This is a genomic window from Idiomarina sp. OT37-5b (assembly GCF_002968395.1).
Taxonomy (GTDB): domain Bacteria; phylum Pseudomonadota; class Gammaproteobacteria; order Enterobacterales; family Alteromonadaceae; genus Idiomarina; species Idiomarina aquatica.
Map to the genome: position 1 here is coordinate 128044 of NZ_CP027188.1, position 16741 is coordinate 144784.

Below are 16741 nucleotides of genomic sequence, written 5' to 3' on the forward strand. Positions count from 1 at the left end.
AATAATTATGTTGCGCTTAACCGAACAGCAAGTCACCGGCAAAGTTAATTTTATTAACGACTACCTGCACGCCCAGAATGCGGCTGACGGTTCAAAGATGGACGCCAACGCCAATGTCACGCAAAAGAACATTGCCACCTTGGAAGCCGAATTAATGAAGGACTTTTTTGTCCAGGTTAACCGCAAACAGGTCAGTAATAAGATTGCTGAGTTATTCGATGAAGACCTGGCCAGAGAGTACGTTCGTCAAATTGAAGATCATGAAATCTACGTGCACGATGAAACCAGCCTAAAACCCTATTGTGTTTCGGTCACCATGTACCCATTTTTGCGTGACGGACTCACTAAGCTCGGGGGCGAATCGCAGGCGCCGAAGCATCTGGAATCCTTTTGCGGTACCTTCGTGAACTTTGTGTTCGCGGTCAGCTCGCAGTTTGCCGGTGCCGTTGCGACGGTCGAGTTTCTTACCTATTTTGACTATTTTGCCCGCAAAGATTACGGCGACAACTACTTAGCCACACATCGCCACGAAATTGCTAATCATCTTCAGCATGTGGTTTATGCTCTGAATCAACCCGCCGCAGCACGAGGGTATCAAAGCGTATTCTGGAATATTTCCATTTACGATAAGCATTATTTTGAATCGATGTTTGGCGATTTTGTGTTTCCTGCCGACTTTACCAAGCCACAGTGGGAGTCGGTTAGTGCATTGCAGGACTTTTTCCTCGACTGGTTTAACAAGGAACGCGAGAAAACCATTCTGACGTTCCCGGTCGTGACCGTGGCAATGTTAACGGACAATGGCCAGTGTAAAGACCAGACGTTTGCTAAAAAAATGGCAGCGGAACTTTCGCAGGGCAGCTCATTCTTTATTTACTTGTCAGATAACGCAGACTCACTGGCATCGTGTTGCCGTTTGCGGAATGAAATCAGTGATAACACGTTTTCCTACACCCTGGGTGCCGGAGGTGTCGCGACCGGGTCGATCAATGTCATTACCATCAACATGAATCGTCTGGTTCAGGATGGCCGCGATCTGGAAACCGAAGTACAGAAAATTCATAAATATCAGGTTGCATACCGGGCAATGATGGAAGAATACAAAGGTGCAGGGTTACTTACCGTTTATGATGCGGGCTTCATCAGTCTCGATAAACAGTTCTTAACGATTGGCATTAACGGTATGGCGGAAGCTGCCGAATCGCAGGGCATTACGGTGGGTAACAACGACGCCTATAAACGTTTTGTTCAGCAGCATTTGAAGGTCATTTATGATGCCAACAAACAGGCGAAACTGACCTATGGCTATCTGTTTAACACCGAGTTTGTGCCGGCTGAAAACCTTGGTGTGAAAAATTCAAAATGGGACAAAGCAGACGGTTATCAGGTGACACGCGACTGTTATAACTCCTATTTTTATGTGGTTGAAGACGAGCAAACCAACGCCCTGGATAAATTTATTCTGCACGGCAAGGAGTTAATTGACTACCTCGACGGCGGCTCGGCACTGCACTTGAACCTGGATGAAAAGCTGACCACGGATGGTTACCTATCGTTGATCAATTTGGCCGCAAAAACCGGCTGTAATTACTTCTGCATTAACGTAAAAATTACGATCTGTAACCGCTGTGAACACATTGATAAGCGTACCTTAGCGCACTGCCCGGATTGTGGATCTCCGGATATCGACTACGGTACCCGGGTCATCGGATACCTAAAGCGAGTATCAGCCTTTAGCTCCGGACGTCGTCAGGAACACGCGTTGCGGCATTACCACCGTAAGCAACCGGCTGAAGTTGCCGTAGGTGCTGCACAAGCCAACGAAGGCATGCGACAGGCGAGCTAATTGCGGGACTACCACTAAAGAGGGACATTATGTCCCTCTTTTTATTAACATATTGTGCTTTGGCTTGTGCTACTATCCGCGCGAATTTATAACCAACAGGTGAGCCTATGGACATCACAAGCTACCAAGATTTTATTCAAATGGCCAAACAGCAACCCGAGCCACAGCGTTTGTTGTTTGTGCTGGCAAAGGCACAACTGCCGGATCAGCCGACGGATGCACAAAAATCACAGTTTGAGCAACAAGCCGGCGGTAATCTGGAGCCCGTTTTGTGTGTTGATAAGCTCCCCGAGGAAGTCGAGTCGTTCGAGACCTTGGTTGAAGAGTCAAAGCGCACGGATATTGACTGGGATATCGCTTTTGTCAGTGCCATGGACGGGCGTGGCGGTCACCCTGCATCCAGTGATGAAGCGACTCAGCCATTAGAGATGATGGTGCAACAAATACAAGCCGGCATGATCAAGCACTTTTTAACCATTAACAAACAGGGAGAGTTGGTGCAGGTTATGTAGTGTCTACAGCCTGCGCCTGACCAGCGCTATGACAAAACTACTGCTTACCGTTATCACGTTGTTCTTTTCGGTATCAGTACTGGCAGCAGGATCCCCTGCTGACCGTATCGATCTCACCTCGACGAATATTGGCTTTGCTGCCATCGTTATCTTTATCCTCGCCTACATCCTGGTCATGGGGGAAGAAAAACTCCATATGCGCAAATCCAAGCCGGTGCTGGTTGCTGCCGGTATCATATGGATATTGATAGGATTTGTTTACACCGGCGATAAAGCCCCGCTCGCCGAGGAAGCGTTTCGGCATAACTTGCTGGAATTTGCCGAACTGATGTTATTCCTGTTAGTGGCAATGACCTACATTAATGCGATGGAAGAACGCCGTCTATTTGATGCGTTACGAGCCTGGTTGCTAAAGAAGGGCTTCAGTTACCGAAAACTGTTCTGGATAACGGGCATATTGGCATTCTTTATTTCGCCGATCGCCGATAACCTGACTACGGCATTGCTCATGTGTGCGGTGGTCATGAAAGTTGCCGAAGGTGATAAGAAGTTTGTTGCGTTGTGTTGCACCAGCATCGTTATCGCAGCCAATGCCGGTGGAGCGTTCAGTCCATTCGGTGACATCACGACGTTGATGGTTTGGCAGGCTGGTCAGGTCACCTTTACGGAGTTTCTGAGATTATTCCTGCCATCGGTAGCAAACTACTTGATCCCAGCACTGATCATGAGTGTGTTTATCGAAAACAAATACCCAAGCACTCTGCATACAGAGGTCGAATTAAAACGTGGTGCGCTGCGCATTACCTTTTTATTTCTGCTCACCGTAGCCACGGCGGTTACTTGCCATATCTGGCTGCATCTGCCACCGGTTCTTGGCATGATGATGGGACTGGGCTATTTGCAGTTCTTTGGCTACTTCTTGCGCATGACCTTACCTGGCTCGTTAGCACGCAAACGCGCAATGGCCGAACGTGCCGGCGACCAGAAACGGTTAGAACAACTCGGCGGCATTGTGCCTTTTGATGTCTTTAGCCGGGTATCACGGGCAGAATGGGATACCTTATTGTTCTTCTACGGTATTGTGCTTTGCGTCGGTGGCCTCGGCTTTATGGGGTATCTGAGCATGCTGTCAGAAACCTTATACGGTGACTTTAGCCATACTATGGCGAACAGTATTCTGGGCATCGTATCAGCGGTGATTGATAACATCCCGGTGATGTTCGCGGTACTGTCGATGGAACCCGAGATGTCACATGGTCAATGGTTACTTATCACCCTGACCGCCGGTACCGGTGGTAGTCTGCTGTCTATTGGCTCGGCAGCGGGTGTCGCGCTGATGGGACAGGCCCGTGGCTATTACACCTTCGCCTCACACTTAAAGTGGACGCCGGTTATCGCGTTGGGGTATATCGCGAGTATCCTGTTGCATCTGTGGCTGAATAAGAGCGTTTTTTAAGCTCGCTGCGCTCGCGGTTTGGGCTCGCTGCTTTCGCGGTCTGGGCTCGCTGCACTCGCGGTTTGGGCTCACTGCGTTCGCGGTTTGGGCTCGCTGCGTTCGCGGTTTGGGCTCACTGCGCTCGCGGTCTGGGCTCACTGCGTTCGCGGTTTGGGCTCACTGCGCTCGCGGTCTGGGCTCACTGCGTTCGCGGTTTGGGCTCGCTGCGTTCGCGGTTTGGGCTCACTGCGCTCGCGGTTTGGGCTCACTGCGTTCGCGGTTTAGATTCGCTATGCTCATGGTGTATCGCGAAGCCCAAACCGGCGCAGCCCTACGCCGCGAGCAAAGCGAGCCTAAACCGGCGCAGCCCTACGCCGCGAGCAAAGCGAGCCTAAACCGGCGCAGCCCTACACCGCGAGCAAAGCGAGCCTAAACCACCTTCGAGTAGCGGTTCTGACCGTGGTCGAGGTATTCGTCGAAGCAGGCGCAGATGCTGCGGACCCACAGTCGGCCTAAATCGGTAACACGGAGTTTTTTGTCCGAAACGTCGACCAGGCCGTCCTCAATAAATGGTTTTAATAGCGGAATGGCTTCGGCAAAGTGCGCCCAGAAGTCGTCGAGCTGCCATTGTGCTTTAAACGCTTCAATATCTAATTCGAAGTGACAAATCACTTGTGAAATCAGCGCAGCCCGCAGCTTATCCTCATCGTTAAGCGCCATGCCTTTGATAATCGGGCGCTGACCACTATCAATCATTTTGTAATAGGCCGGTAGCTCTTTCTCGTGCTGCCATAGCACGCCGTTTACCTGACTGATGGACGAAACACCAAGCCCCAGCAAGGCATCCTGACCGTCGGTTGTGTAGCCCTGGAAATTACGTTGTAAACGACCCTCTCGCTGCGCAATTGCCAAGCCATCATCGGCTTTGGCAAAGTGATCCATACCAATAAACTGATAGCCGGCTTCACTAAGCTGGGTAATCGCCTGTTCCAGTAAGCTCAACTTCACTGAGGGGCGCGGAATTGACTCCTCAGGGATTTTCCGCTGACCAGCAAACCGTTGTGGTAAATGGGCATAACTGAATACCGAAATACGATCGGGATCCATCTCGATGACCTGCTCAATGGACTTTTTAAATGTTTCCGGCTGTTGATAAGGCAAACCGTAGATAAGATCCAGATTAATCGATTCAAAACCCAACGCTTTGCTCAATTTGAGCTGATGACGGATCAGGTCGACATCCTGTACCCGGTTAATGGCAATTTGTACTTTCGTATCGAAATCCTGCACCCCATAACTAACGCGGTTAAAGCCCAACGTGCGCAGGTGACGTAGTTTTTCGTCACTGCAACTGCGTGGATCGATTTCGATGCTGACTTCGGCATTATCGACAAAACGAAAATGCTGGTGAACAAGCGCCATCAAGCGAGTCAATTGTTGTTCCGTCAAAAAGGTTGGCGTGCCGCCGCCAAGATGGATTTGACGAATCCGTTTGTCGGCGACCAAAGGCTGATACATCGCCATCTCTTTGGCTAAATAGTCGAGGTATTTATCGGCTTTATGCTGGTGCCGCGTAATCACTTTATTGCAACCACAGTAGTAACAAAGCTTGTGGCAAAACGGCAAATGAAGGTACAGGCACAACTCGTCTCCGGCCGCTTGCAACGCGTGGTCAATGCGTCCCCGATCGAACTGATCGGACAGCATCAATGCGGTCGGATAGGAGGTGTAGCGAGGGCCGTTAATGTTGTACTTATCGATTAACTTTTTATCCCACTGAATGACTGACATAACGACCTCTTGACTCTTGTCAAAGCAACTGGTTTTACGATGAGACTATTATTTCATCTTTTCTTTGCTGTAAATAGGACGCCAGTTTATCACCGAGGCGGAATAACGGCTGCGGCAGCTTTTGATCTACCTCAATAGTGTCAAGGAAATTTTTAAGGGATAGTCCCAGTTCCGTATTACCTTCGACGCGTAGCTGACGCCGAAAGAACAGTGTGTCGGGATCCACCTTATTATGAATTAATAACAAGAAATCGGTGCTGTTGGCGCTCATCCGTGCATCGGCCGAAGCCGCTTCTGAACGCACGCGAAGACGTTTGTTGACTAGGCTCACAGAGAACGACAGGGATACATCCAATACCTCAATAGCGACGGATTTGTCCCTCAAAAAATCAAGTTCATCGGCGTCGATTTCGGTCGCAAAAAGTCGATTTAACAGCAACTCAATCGGTTTTAATTTAAGGCTGGCAGGGATGAATTGATGGGCCATAGCAAACCCTTGAAACGCGCGCGCTACCCCTTTGTTGGTATCCATTATTATCTCACTCTTTTAAATAAATATTTGGAATGTGTCTTTATAATAGATCACGTGAAATTCGCTTTTATTAACCTAAATAAAAAACTGAACAAAAACTCGAGGCCGTTATGGAATTATTATGTCCTGCAGGCAGTATTCCCGCATTAAAAGCGGCGATTGAAAACGGCGCGGACGCGGTTTACGTCGGCTTAAAAGATGAAACCAATGCCCGCCATTTCGCGGGGCTGAACTTAAATGCGCTTAAGCTGGCGGAAGCTGCCGACTATGTTCACCGGCACGGCAAGAAACTGCACGTTGCCATTAATACCTTTGCCCACGCCAATAATTGGACAAAGTGGCGGGATGCGGTAGACGGGGCGGTAGCCGCCGGTGCCGATGTACTGATCATTTCAGATATTGCGGTATTGGGCTATGCCGCTGAGCGCTATCCACGGATTGAGCGGCACTTAAGTGTTCAGGCGTCAGCCACCAATGCGGGAGCCATTGAATTCTATCGTCAGTACGGTATCAGCCGGGTGGTATTACCGCGCGTATTATCGATGCAGCAAGTGCGGGCGTTAGCGCGAACCACCGATATCGAGTTGGAAGTCTTTGCGTTTGGCAGTCTCTGCATTATGGCCGAGGGCCGTTGCTATTTGAGTTCTTACATGACCGGAGAATCGCCAAACACCGCTGGCGCCTGCTCTCCGGCGGCTTATGTTGAATGGGAGCATCAGGGTAGCCGGCTGGAGTCGCGTTTAAACGGTGTGGTGATTGACCGTTTTGGCGAAGGCGAAAATGCTGGCTATCCGACCCTGTGTAAAGGGCGTTTCCAGGTCGATGATGAACTCTACAATGTGCTCGAAGAACCGACCAGCTTAAACACCTTGAGCCTGCTACCGCAACTTCACAAAGAGGGCATTGCGTCGCTAAAAATCGAAGGGCGACAACGCAGTCCGGCTTATGTCGCACAAATTACCAAGGTATGGCGGCAGGCGATTGACCGGGTCATGCAAAACCCGGAACAGTTTGAAGTAGAGCACGAGTGGGACCGCGTATTGTCATCGCTATCTGAAGGCAGCCAAACGACGTTAGGCGCCTATCACCGAAAGTGGAAGTAAATTATGCAAATTGCATTAGGACCGATTTTATATTTTTGGCCAAAAGCCAAAGTAAAAGCCTTTTACCGGCAGGTGGCTGAATCTGATGTCGACCGGGTGTACCTGGGCGAAACCGTCTGCAGTAAACGCCGTGAACTGAACCTGGATGACTATCTAACCATTGCCCATGAACTTCGTGAGGCCGGTAAACAGGTATGTCTGTCGACCATGACCTTACTTGAAGCGCCGGCGGAGCTGGCGCAAATGGCAAAATATTGCAACAACGGAGAGTTCGAGGTTGAAGCCAATGACGTCGGTGCGATCCCATACTTGCGCGAGCATGGGGTTAACTTCACTGTTGGTTCTGCAGTCAATATCTATAACCATGAGGCACTGCGCCGCTTTGTGGATATGGGCATGAATCATTGGGTGACACCCTATGAGTTGTCTCAGCAATGGCTGAGTGACATTTTGAAACAGCCACAGGTCAGCTCGGTACGAAATCTGTTTCAGACCGAAGTGTTTGCCTTGGGTCATATGCCGTTGGCCTGGTCAGGACGCTGTTTTACAGCGCGCTCAGAAAACCGACCCAAAGATCAGTGTGAACTTTGCTGCATTAAATACCCACAGGGGCGCACGGTAAAGAGCCAGGACGGCAAACAGGTTTTCGTGCTGAACGGCATACAAACGCAGTCTGGTACACGTTACAATTTGATCAATCAATTGCCGTCAATGCAGGGATTGGTTGACCGCGTTCGCATCAGTCCACAGCCCGAGGGCACCTTCGACTGGATTGAACGTTTCAGAGCAAATATGGATGGCAGCCAGCCGCTGAAGCTGAGTGATAAAGAGAGTAATGGCTACTGGTTGCAACTGGCTGGTATGGTAAAGGCCAGCTAACGTGGAATAACGATTGAGGAATTATGGAAGCAGCACGTATCGGAATTGTAACCGTCAGCGACCGCGCCAGCCGCGGTCAATATGAAGATCTGTCCGGACCGGCAATACAGGAAACGCTGACAGCGTATTTGACGTCCTCCTGGGAACCGGTTTATCGAGTCATAGAAGATGAGCAGGCGCTGATAGAAGCTACTTTGCGGGAGCTTGTTGACGAGCAACGCTGCTGTTTGGTGGTAACCACCGGCGGAACCGGTCCGGCTAAGCGCGATGTCACACCGGAAGCCACCGAAGCCGTTTGCGACCGGATGATGCCGGGCTTTGGAGAGTTAATGCGTCAGGAGTCGTTAAAATACGTACCGACGGCTATTTTATCGCGCCAAACGGCCGGCTTGCGGGGTTCGTCATTGATCATCAACTTACCGGGTAAACCGAAAGCCATTCGTCAGTGCTTAGACGCCGTGTTTCCGGCAGTGCCTTACTGCATTGACTTAATGGAAGGCCCGTACTTAACCTGTGACGAGTCGGTAATAAAGCCGTTCCGACCGAAGAAGTAGTTTAACGTAAATCAAAAAAGCCCGGTCACTTTAATTTGAAGTGACCGGGCTTTTTTATTGCCAGATCCTTAACAAGGATCTGGTGCATTTTTGCGAGAGTAGAACCACCAAGTTATTACAGCACAGACTGCGTAAAAGATGATAAAGCTCACTAAAGCCGCGGAAACGCCACCGGTTAAGCTGATGGACGTACCGTACGCTTTCGGAATAAAGAAACCACCGTAGGCAGCAAATGCTGAAATAAAGCCAATGACTGCAGCGGACTCTTTGTTGCCTTCCTTAATGGCCTGGTCGGTATCGCCGAGTTCACGTTTGCGTTGGTTTAAGAAGATGACCGGTACCATACGGAACGTTGAGCCATTACCGATACCGGTTGCGATAAACAGCAACATAAACGCCGCGAAGAAGCCCCAGAAATTGCCTTCTGTACCCGCAATTGGCAGGAAGTAGATGACGCCAAGGACACCGACAATCATTAACAAGAAGTTCCAGAAGGTAACCCGGGCGCCGCCCAGCTTATCAGCGATGATCCCCCGGCAGGTCGGGCAAGGGCGCCAACCAGCGGCCCGAGGAAGGCATAGGCGGTAGGATCGACTTCAGGGAACAGCATCCCGGACAGCAGTGGGAAGCCCGCGGCGAAACCGATGAAGCTACCAAAGGTGCCGAGATACAGGATGCACATGATCCAGTTATGGCTGCGTTTAAAAATAACCGCTTGGTCGCTGAATGACGCCTTGGCTGACGAGATGTCGTTCATGCCAAACCAGGCGGCTACAGAGGCGATCACAATCAATGGCACCCACAGGAAGGCAGCATTTTGCAGCCAGATTTCCTGACCGGCATTCGCGCCTTGTTGTACCACCAGTGGATCACCTTCAATGCCTCCAAATACACTGGCTGCGATAACTAACGGCGCCAGTAGTTGCATACCGGAAACACCCAGGTTACCAAGGCCGGCGTTCATCCCCAGAGCGCCGCCTTTTTCCTTCTGTGGATAGAAGAAGCTGATGTTTGACATGCTGGAGGAGAAGTTACCGCCGCCAAAACCACACAGTAGTGCCAGGATCAGCATGATCATGTATGGCGTATCGGTATTTTGTACGGCAAAGCCAATCCACACGCATGGAATCAGCAGTGAGGCAGTGGATATGGCGGTCCAGCGTCTGCCGCCGAAGATTGGCACCATGAAGCTGTAGAAAATCCTCAGGGTAGCACCGGACAACGCTGGCAATGCGGCTAACCAGAATAACTCGTTTTGGCTGTACGGGAAGCCCAGCGCGGGCATTTTAACCACCAGAATACTCCAGATGGTCCAGACCGCGAACGCCAGGAATAAGTTCGGGATGGAAATCCACAGGTTCCGGGTAGCAATACGTTTGCCTTTTTCTTTCCAGAAGGTTTCGTCTTCCGGACGCCAGTCATCCAGCACCATTGAGTTCGGGGTAGACAATTCCGGCAGATCCCGCTCTTCACGATCTTCACGGTATTCAACGCGCTCTGCTTTAAGAATGGCAAAGTGCATCCAGGCTAACGCCCCCGCGGCAATGACAAACAACAGCATGAAACTGCTTTGCCAAACGCCGATAACGTCATTCAGCATACCGAAGGTAAGCGGTAATAAGAAGCCGCCTAAACCACCGATCATACCAACCACGCCACCAACCGCGCCGACGCTTTTCGGGTAGTAAACGGGAATGTGCTTGAACACCGCTGCTTTACCCAGCGACATGAAAAAGCCCAGCACAAACGTCAGGAAGACAAAGCCAACTAAGGTCACTTCTAAGTGAAAGTTGTAGACTTGATCAACCCCCTGAACGGCGTACTGTGTGCTTGGATAGCTTAACAGGAAGGTACAAATTACGGACGCGATAAAGGTCCAGTACATGACCCGACGGGCGCCGTATTTGTCGGACATCCAGCCGCCAAGAATACGAAACAGTGAGGCCGGAATGGTATACATCGCGGCAATCATACCGGCGGTTTTTACATCCAGATGATAAACGCCGATAAGATAATGCGGAAGCCACAGCGCAAGCGCAACGAACGCGCCGAAAACAAAGAAATAATACAAGGAAAAGCGCCAGACCCGCAGATCTCCCAGCGGTGACAACTGTTCCCAGAAGCCTTGCTGTTGTTTCTCCTGACGGGCATTTTTCAGCGGATCTTCTTTGGCGAGTACGAAGAACGTGATGCCGGCGATGGCAAGCACTGTCGCGTAAATTTGTGCAGTACCCTGCCAACCGAGTGCGATCAGCAAAAAGGGCGCACCAAAGTTAGTCACCGCTGAGCCGACATTACCGGCGCCAAAAATACCCAGCGCGGTACCTTGCTTCTCTTTAGCGTCATCAAACCAGGCAGCGGTGTAGGTAACACCCACAATAAAAGAGCCGCCGGCAAGACCAACCCCAAGTGCGGCAACCAGCAACATGATGTAGCTGTCGGCAAAGGTCAGTAAATAGACACAGGCCGATGTCAGCAACATTAAGATGGCAAACACCTTTTTGCCACCGAAGCGGTCGGTCCAAATGCCGAGAAACATCCGACTGATGGAACCGGTTAATACCGGCGTTGCCATCAACAAACCGAGTTGAGTATCGGTAAGATTAAAATCGTCCTTAATCTGTATACCGATGATGGAAAAAATCGTCCAGACGGCAAAACACAAGGTAAACGCAAGCGTTGAGAGCAACAATGCGTAATTGCGTTGGCCGGGCGATGTTGATACGGACTGGTTCATTAAAAACCTCCTAATAAGCCCTGTTATCGATACCACTTACTTTACGGGGTTTTTAAATAAATTACTTTATAATCAAGGCTATAGAGCTTTATTTGACGGCTGTTTAACTACCTATTGTGGGTAAAGACAGAAGCTTTGAAAAAGGCCAGTTTACGCGCGTTGTTATCACTTTTTGGGTAGTTGGGTTAGGTCAGCCGGGGTTTCGATAATCTTTGGGGTACTACACTATTTTCAGCAATAAAGGGTGGTTTTAATGTGCATTAAAAATGTATGATAATGCTAATTGAGCCAAGAGGACAGGATCATGCAAGTTACACAGCTAGATAAAGAAATGGCAATGGCACCCATTCTGCGCCAGGCTTACCGGCCGATGTTTTTATTCGGCTCTATTTTCAGTGCCATCGCCATTCTATTGTGGGGGTTAGCGCTGAGTGGGACGCTAGAGCTGCCGGTGTACGGCAACATCCTGTTCTGGCACAGTCATGAAATGATTTACGGCTTTGTCGTAGCCATTGTATTGGGGTTCTTATTAACAGCGGTTCAGAACTGGACCGGTATGCGTGCAACACATGGCGCAACACTGGGTATTCTCGCGTTGCTGTGGAGTGCCGGGCGGTTGCTGATGTTGTTTGGCGAAGGGTTACCCTGGTGGCTGGTCATGAGCGTTGATGTTGCGCTACTACCGGTCGCGGCCATTTTGTTCGCACGGTTGGTATTGAAAGTGAACCAAACGCGCAATCTGTTTTTTATTCCCATTCTTTTGTTGTTGGCGGTGTCCAGCGCGTTGATGCACGTTGGCTATCAATTTAAGCAATACGAGTGGCAAACCCTGGGCGCTTATAACGGTGTGTTCTTGGTTACGCTGTTGATGGCCATCATCGGCGGCCGGGTGATGCCGATGTTTACAGCCAATGGCACCATGACCAAAAAAGTATTGCCGATTGGCTGGTTGGAAAGCTTGTCCATTGGGCTGCTGTGGCTGCTGTTTGCGGTGCACTTTTTTAATCTCACCTTGTACATTCCGGACCTTTGGCTCGGGGCACTTTTTGCCGTTGCTGCGCTGGCGCACTTTGTTCGCGTGTTGCGTTGGAAAATCTGGTTAACCTTCCGCGTACCGTTACTTTGGTCTTTGCACATTGCCTATTGGTTTATCCCGCTTGGGTTGGCATTACTGGCTGCGCATTACTGGGGAGCCGAAATCACTCGCAGTACCGCCATGCATGCACTCACTGCCGGAGCGATGGGTAACATGATTTTAGCGATGATGGCGCGCGTGTCGCTAGGCCACAGTGGTAGGCCGTTACAGCCAAAACCGATCATGTCGCTGGCATTTGCGTTGATGGTGATTGCCGGGTTAACTCGTGTTCTGGGCGTCAGTGTATGGCCGCAGTGGACAACCGACTGGCTGTTAATCAGCAGCTACGCCTGGACCGCCGCATTGCTGATTTTTGTAATGGTTTACGTGCGTATCTTTTTAACCCCGCGGGCTGATGGCAACCCAGGTTAACCACAAGCCGGGCAGTTTGGAAACGGGCTGAGTTTAAAGCGTTGCCACTCTGCGTTTAAGCCGTCAAACATTAATAGCTGACCAAACAGGGGCTTACCGGCCCCTGTTAAGATCTTCAGCGCTTCCAGTGCCTGCATACTGCCGACTACGCCAACCAGAGGAGAAGCTACGCCGGACTCCGTGCAGCTTAGACTTTGCTCACCAAACAGCCGACTAAAACACTGATAACAGGGGTCGCCGGGCTGCATAGAAAACGCCGCAAGTTGCCCTTCAAAGCGGATGGCAGAGCCGGAAACCAGCGGTATGCTGTGCTTAACACAAAACTCATTGACCAGATTGCGGGTGGTCAGGTTATCGCAACAATCGATGATCAGATCAATGGGCTGTTCGAGTGACGCCAGTGTGTCGGCATCGGCCCAACCATGAATCGCGCGCAGTTGTGTTTCACTGTTGAGTTGTTGCAACTGCTGTTGAGCGGTTTCGGCCTTGCTGCCACCAACGTCTTGTTCGCGGTATAGCGGCTGACGCTGCAGATTGCTTCGCTCGATAGTATCAGCATCAATGATGGTAACGCTGCCAACGCCAGCACTGACGAGGTACGGTAATACCGCGCAACCCAAGCCGCCGGCACCAATCACAACCACCTGACTGTTCAGTAGTCGTTCCTGACCTTCCATGTCGATAGCAGGCAGAACAATGTGGCGGTTATAACGAAGCATTTGCTCATGCGTCAGTGTTTTCATGATCGTTGCCCTTTATCGTTTCAACAAGGTCGGGACGGGTCCACAGCCAACTGCCGACGCTGACCAAAATGACACCAACCGTGATTTTAAGCCATACCGGCGGCCACTGGATAAACCACAGAATAATGTAGCCACCGGTCATCATCAGGATAGCCGCCCACTTGGCGCTACGACGGACGCTGCGGGTTTCGCGCCAGGCACGAATGTCGGCACCGTATTTGGGGTGTTCGAGGAGTTTTCGCTCCAGTGACGGCCAGCCTTTGCTGGCTGCCCATAAGGCGACGATTAAAAAAGGTACCGTTGGCATTACAGGTAATAGCAACCCGATAAAGCCCAGCGCGACAAAACTGAGCGCCAGACAACGCCAGAATACTGTGGTCATCCACTGCATGACTATTTGATTCCCAAGCGACTCGCAAGTTTATGAAGGTTGCTTGAGTCTACACCTAAACGCTTCGCGGCTCGACTCCAGTTGCCATCTTCCAATGTCAGCGCCTGACGGATCATTTGTTTCTGCGTAAACTCTACGGCGTCACGCAAGCTGATGTCTTCATTGGCCGCCAGCACGGTATCCTGCAGATCCCGCCTTTGCGTGGCGGCTACCGACGGCATGGTCAAGTCCAGCGTATCATCATCGATGGTCGCAATGCTGTTGTGATCAACCCCAACGCTCAACAGTTTGATGGCAGCGCGGCTAATGACATGCTCGAGTTCTCGGATGTTGCCCGGCCAGCGATATTGCTTCAGTGCCAATTCGGCCGTGGACGATAGGCGCAGCGCACGCAACCCCAGACGACTCCGGTTTAACTCGAGAAAATGACCAGCGAGCAACAAAATATCGTCCTCGCGTTCCCGCAGAGGTGGTATGGGAATAGGGTAGACCGATAAGCGGTGATAAAGGTCGGCGCGAAATTGCTCGTCCCGCACTTGTTGCTTTAAATTACGGTTGGTTGCGGCAACAATGCGAACATCGACTTGGCGCGGCTTATCGGAGCCCAGCCGCTGCACCTCGCCATTCTGCAAAACCCGCAGTAATTTGGCTTGAATCGACAGCGGTAGCTCGCCAACTTCATCGAGAAATAATGTGCCACCGTGAGCCGCCTCAAAGCGTCCACCGCGTTCGCTGCTGGCACCGGAGAATGCGCCTTTACTATGACCAAATAATTCGGACTCAGCTAACGATTCAGGTAAAGCGGCACAGTTAACGTAAATCATTGGTTTATCCGCACGCGTTGAGTGGCGATGCAGCTCGCGGGCAAACAACTCTTTACCAACGCCGGTCTCGCCCAATAGCAAGACCGGTAAATCGGCTTTAGCGACCGCATGCAGCTCTGCCAAAATTTGTTGTAATGCCGGGCTGTTACCAATGATTTCCGAGTCGGTACGGGTTGAAACGCTTGCTTCCGGTGATGACAGTGGTTGGTTCTGGCGTAGCGCTCTAACCTGTTGCTCCAGAGAACCAACGCGAATGGCTGCCTCGACAATCAGGCTAAAACGCTGTAGCTCAACCGTGGATTGATCATTAAAGGTACCCGGCTGTAATGCATCCAGCGTGAGCACGCCCCAACATTGACCTTCAACGTATAAACTGATGCCCATACAATCGTGCACGGGTAATGCATCCCCCGGTTGTTCTGCCAATAGCCCGTCATAGGGATCAGGAAGGCTGGTGCTTGGCTCAAACAGCACTGGATTACGCGATGACAGCAGGGTGGCAAGACGTGGATGTTGCGCGATGACAAAGCGACGTCCCAAGGCTTCATCAACCAACCCATGCATGGCAACCGGCTTTAGCGCATCGCTGTCGCGTTTTAACAGGACAACGGCGCCACAATGAAAGTGCTGGCGCAAGGTTTTCACCAAATTTTGCAGGCGCACCGCCGCCGGTACATCGGTGACAAGATCCGCTAAAAGGCTTTGTTGCAGCATGGTTATTTTTACACTATCGGTTAAATGTACCCTTATTCACTGGGTGAATCATACCGTGCTGGCCTGCAACCTCAATATCCACAAGGGGGTAGAAGTTGGCCTGAATTGTGCAAACGTCATTGCTGTCCGTTTTTAGATGACTATAAGAGGTTAATATGACAGCAAGCATTGTCAGTGAGTGGTCAGGAAAATCAAATCGCGAATTGATTGAATTTATCGTTGAACGTTTCCATCAGGTGCATCGCCAACAGTTGCCTGAATTAAAGCAACTGGCGCTGAAAATCGAAGAAGTGCACGGCGACCATGATGAGGCTCCGCACGGCCTGGCTGAGCACCTGGATAATATGCTTCATGAGCTGGAAAGCCACATGATGAAGGAGGAACAAATTTTATTTCCGATGCTGGCGCGCGATATTTATCCCAGCGGCCCGATTTCAGTGATGGAAGAAGAGCATGTTCAGCACGAGCAGGACATTAACAAGATCAGCGCTCTGACCAATAATTTAACCTTACCAGAGGGTGCCTGTGGTAGTTGGCAAGCTTTATACCGCGGACTTGGCGAGTTGGTCGACGATCTTAACCAGCACATTGAATTAGAAAATACCGTGCTTTTCGTCGAGCGCGAAAGTACACCAACACACGGCAAAGATTTTTGTTGCGGCTCCTGCCAGTAATGCCTGGGTTGAAAAAAAGGCTACCGAGTCGGTAGCCTTTTGTCGCTATTTAAAGAAAGGAATGCTTAGTAGGTAAGGTTTCAGCATACCTTGCTTCGCTTGAACCGCGGCCAGCACTATCATCACAATGGAAAACAGTGCAAACAACAGTACGGCCACCAGACTCAGTATCGGCATCACCAAAAAACTCAGCAGAATACCAATCCCATATAGGCCCAGGCTGAGCATCCAGTTAAAAATAAACTTGCCATGGCGGTCAATAAAGTCGTTATCGCGTTTTAAAAACCACATCACAATTGGCGCGAGCCAACCAATAAAGGGTATGATAAAAGTCGCGAATTGTGATAAATGCATCAACATTGCGTAATTTGTTTGTTCATCCGTGATGCGGCTAATTGTATCGTCCATTGATTCCTTTCTCCCTTTAAAAAAATTCTTAACAGCTTCACAACGTGCTAATCTGCTTTTACATTAGGTAGAACCAAAAATGATAAAAACA

General features: G+C 50.4%; 16 protein-coding genes. 8 read left to right on the top strand and 8 right to left on the bottom strand.

Going from position 1 to position 16741, the window contains the following annotated elements:
• The first annotated feature begins 7 nt into the window (after positions 1-7).
• The 3 genes from nrdD to nhaD all read left to right on the top strand — a co-directional run bounded on the left by nrdD (position 8) and on the right by nhaD (position 3814).
• Complete coding sequence (gene nrdD, locus C5610_RS00600) at positions 8-1846, top strand: anaerobic ribonucleoside-triphosphate reductase (protein ID WP_105305405.1); 1839 nt, start codon at positions 8-10, stop codon at positions 1844-1846.
• A gap of 107 nt (positions 1847-1953) precedes the next feature.
• Positions 1954-2358, top strand: coding sequence for a ribonucleotide reductase subunit alpha (locus C5610_RS00605; protein WP_105305406.1), 405 nt, complete (start codon positions 1954-1956; stop codon positions 2356-2358).
• A gap of 28 nt (positions 2359-2386) precedes the next feature.
• Positions 2387-3814 carry a sodium:proton antiporter NhaD gene (gene nhaD, locus C5610_RS00610; protein WP_105305407.1) on the top strand — a complete coding sequence of 476 codons (1428 nt, stop codon included), beginning with the start codon at positions 2387-2389 and terminating at the stop codon, positions 3812-3814.
• A gap of 408 nt (positions 3815-4222) precedes the next feature.
• Here nhaD and hemN read toward each other — a convergent pair whose 3' ends face one another.
• Positions 4223-5584: an oxygen-independent coproporphyrinogen III oxidase gene (gene hemN, locus C5610_RS00615; protein WP_105305408.1), complete on the bottom strand. Its 1362-nt coding sequence runs from the start codon at positions 5582-5584 to the stop codon at positions 4223-4225.
• Positions 5585-5618: 34 nt separating this feature from the next.
• Positions 5619-6116: an SCP2 domain-containing protein gene (locus tag C5610_RS00620; RefSeq protein WP_105305409.1), complete on the bottom strand. Its 498-nt coding sequence runs from the start codon at positions 6114-6116 to the stop codon at positions 5619-5621.
• 110 nt (positions 6117-6226) lie between these two features.
• Here C5610_RS00620 and C5610_RS00625 point away from each other — a divergent pair, with 110 nt between their 5' ends.
• From C5610_RS00625 to mog, 3 genes are read left to right on the top strand one after another with little or no spacing between them, the layout of a single operon-like run.
• Positions 6227-7219 (top strand): peptidase U32 family protein, encoded by a 993-nt coding sequence (locus C5610_RS00625; protein WP_105305410.1) that lies wholly within the window; start codon positions 6227-6229, stop codon positions 7217-7219.
• A 3-nt stretch (positions 7220-7222) separates the two neighbouring features.
• Positions 7223-8098 (top strand): U32 family peptidase, encoded by an 876-nt coding sequence (locus tag C5610_RS00630; RefSeq protein WP_105305411.1) that lies wholly within the window; start codon positions 7223-7225, stop codon positions 8096-8098.
• 23 nt (positions 8099-8121) lie between these two features.
• Complete coding sequence (gene mog, locus C5610_RS00635; protein ID WP_105305412.1) at positions 8122-8652, top strand: molybdopterin adenylyltransferase; 531 nt, start codon at positions 8122-8124, stop codon at positions 8650-8652.
• A 68-nt stretch (positions 8653-8720) separates the two neighbouring features.
• Here the strand turns inward: mog and C5610_RS13775 are convergent, their stop codons facing one another.
• Together C5610_RS13775 and C5610_RS13780 are read right to left on the bottom strand one after the other, a co-directional pair.
• The gene (locus C5610_RS13775; RefSeq protein WP_316042258.1) at positions 8721-9128 is read right to left on the bottom strand and encodes a hypothetical protein; all 408 of its coding nucleotides are present in this window, start codon (positions 9126-9128) and stop codon (positions 8721-8723) included.
• Complete coding sequence (locus C5610_RS13780; RefSeq protein WP_316042259.1) at positions 9128-11389, bottom strand: MFS transporter; 2262 nt, start codon at positions 11387-11389, stop codon at positions 9128-9130. Before C5610_RS13780 ends, C5610_RS13775 begins: the two co-directional genes overlap by 1 nt.
• 304 nt (positions 11390-11693) lie before the next feature.
• On the opposite strand from C5610_RS13780, the gene C5610_RS00645 reads away from it, so the two are divergent.
• A complete protein-coding gene (locus C5610_RS00645; protein WP_105305413.1) occupies positions 11694-12896 on the top strand; it encodes an NnrS family protein in 1203 nt (400 codons plus the stop codon).
• Here C5610_RS00645 and C5610_RS00650 read toward each other — a convergent pair.
• From C5610_RS00650 to norR, 3 genes are read right to left on the bottom strand one after another with little or no spacing between them, the layout of a single operon-like run.
• Complete coding sequence (locus C5610_RS00650; protein WP_222843000.1) at positions 12893-13639, bottom strand: HesA/MoeB/ThiF family protein; 747 nt, start codon at positions 13637-13639, stop codon at positions 12893-12895. The two genes, C5610_RS00645 and C5610_RS00650, sit on opposite strands and share 4 nt — an antisense overlap.
• Positions 13620-14030: a YbaN family protein gene (locus tag C5610_RS00655; RefSeq protein WP_222843001.1), complete on the bottom strand. Its 411-nt coding sequence runs from the start codon at positions 14028-14030 to the stop codon at positions 13620-13622. The genes C5610_RS00650 and C5610_RS00655 overlap by 20 nt, the downstream gene beginning before the upstream one ends.
• Positions 14031-14032: 2 nt before the next feature.
• Positions 14033-15568, bottom strand: a complete 1536-nt coding sequence (gene norR / locus C5610_RS00660; RefSeq protein ID WP_105305415.1) for a nitric oxide reductase transcriptional regulator NorR — start codon at positions 15566-15568, stop codon at positions 14033-14035.
• Positions 15569-15723: 155 nt separating this feature from the next.
• Between norR and C5610_RS00665 the strand changes: the two genes are divergently transcribed.
• Positions 15724-16242, top strand: a complete 519-nt coding sequence (locus C5610_RS00665; RefSeq protein ID WP_105305416.1) for a hemerythrin domain-containing protein — start codon at positions 15724-15726, stop codon at positions 16240-16242.
• Between the two features lie 45 nt (positions 16243-16287).
• Here the strand turns inward: C5610_RS00665 and C5610_RS00670 are convergent, their stop codons facing one another.
• Positions 16288-16650, bottom strand: a complete 363-nt coding sequence (locus tag C5610_RS00670; RefSeq protein ID WP_105305417.1) for a DUF4870 domain-containing protein — start codon at positions 16648-16650, stop codon at positions 16288-16290.
• Between the last annotated feature and the right edge of the window lie 91 nt (positions 16651-16741).

Excerpts from the sequence above, each read along its gene's own strand:
- nrdD (WP_105305405.1), top strand. The coding sequence starts at position 8 with ATGTTGCGCTTAACCGAACAGCAAGTCACCGGCAAAGTTAATTTTATT.
- C5610_RS00605 (WP_105305406.1), top strand. The coding sequence starts at position 1,954 with ATGGACATCACAAGCTACCAAGATTTTATTCAAATGGCCAAACAGCAA.
- nhaD (WP_105305407.1), top strand. The coding sequence starts at position 2,387 with ATGACAAAACTACTGCTTACCGTTATCACGTTGTTCTTTTCGGTATCA.
- hemN (WP_105305408.1), bottom strand. The coding sequence starts at position 5,584 with ATGTCAGTCATTCAGTGGGATAAAAAGTTAATCGATAAGTACAACATT.
- C5610_RS00620 (WP_105305409.1), bottom strand. The coding sequence starts at position 6,116 with ATGGATACCAACAAAGGGGTAGCGCGCGCGTTTCAAGGGTTTGCTATG.
- C5610_RS00625 (WP_105305410.1), top strand. The coding sequence starts at position 6,227 with ATGGAATTATTATGTCCTGCAGGCAGTATTCCCGCATTAAAAGCGGCG.
- C5610_RS00630 (WP_105305411.1), top strand. The coding sequence starts at position 7,223 with ATGCAAATTGCATTAGGACCGATTTTATATTTTTGGCCAAAAGCCAAA.
- mog (WP_105305412.1), top strand. The coding sequence starts at position 8,122 with ATGGAAGCAGCACGTATCGGAATTGTAACCGTCAGCGACCGCGCCAGC.
- C5610_RS13775 (WP_316042258.1), bottom strand. The coding sequence starts at position 9,128 with ATGATTGTCGGTGTCCTTGGCGTCATCTACTTCCTGCCAATTGCGGGT.
- C5610_RS13780 (WP_316042259.1), bottom strand. The coding sequence starts at position 11,389 with ATGAACCAGTCCGTATCAACATCGCCCGGCCAACGCAATTACGCATTG.
- C5610_RS00645 (WP_105305413.1), top strand. The coding sequence starts at position 11,694 with ATGCAAGTTACACAGCTAGATAAAGAAATGGCAATGGCACCCATTCTG.
- C5610_RS00650 (WP_222843000.1), bottom strand. The coding sequence starts at position 13,639 with ATGAAAACACTGACGCATGAGCAAATGCTTCGTTATAACCGCCACATT.
- C5610_RS00655 (WP_222843001.1), bottom strand. The coding sequence starts at position 14,030 with ATGCAGTGGATGACCACAGTATTCTGGCGTTGTCTGGCGCTCAGTTTT.
- norR (WP_105305415.1), bottom strand. The coding sequence starts at position 15,568 with ATGCTGCAACAAAGCCTTTTAGCGGATCTTGTCACCGATGTACCGGCG.
- C5610_RS00665 (WP_105305416.1), top strand. The coding sequence starts at position 15,724 with ATGACAGCAAGCATTGTCAGTGAGTGGTCAGGAAAATCAAATCGCGAA.
- C5610_RS00670 (WP_105305417.1), bottom strand. The coding sequence starts at position 16,650 with ATGGACGATACAATTAGCCGCATCACGGATGAACAAACAAATTACGCA.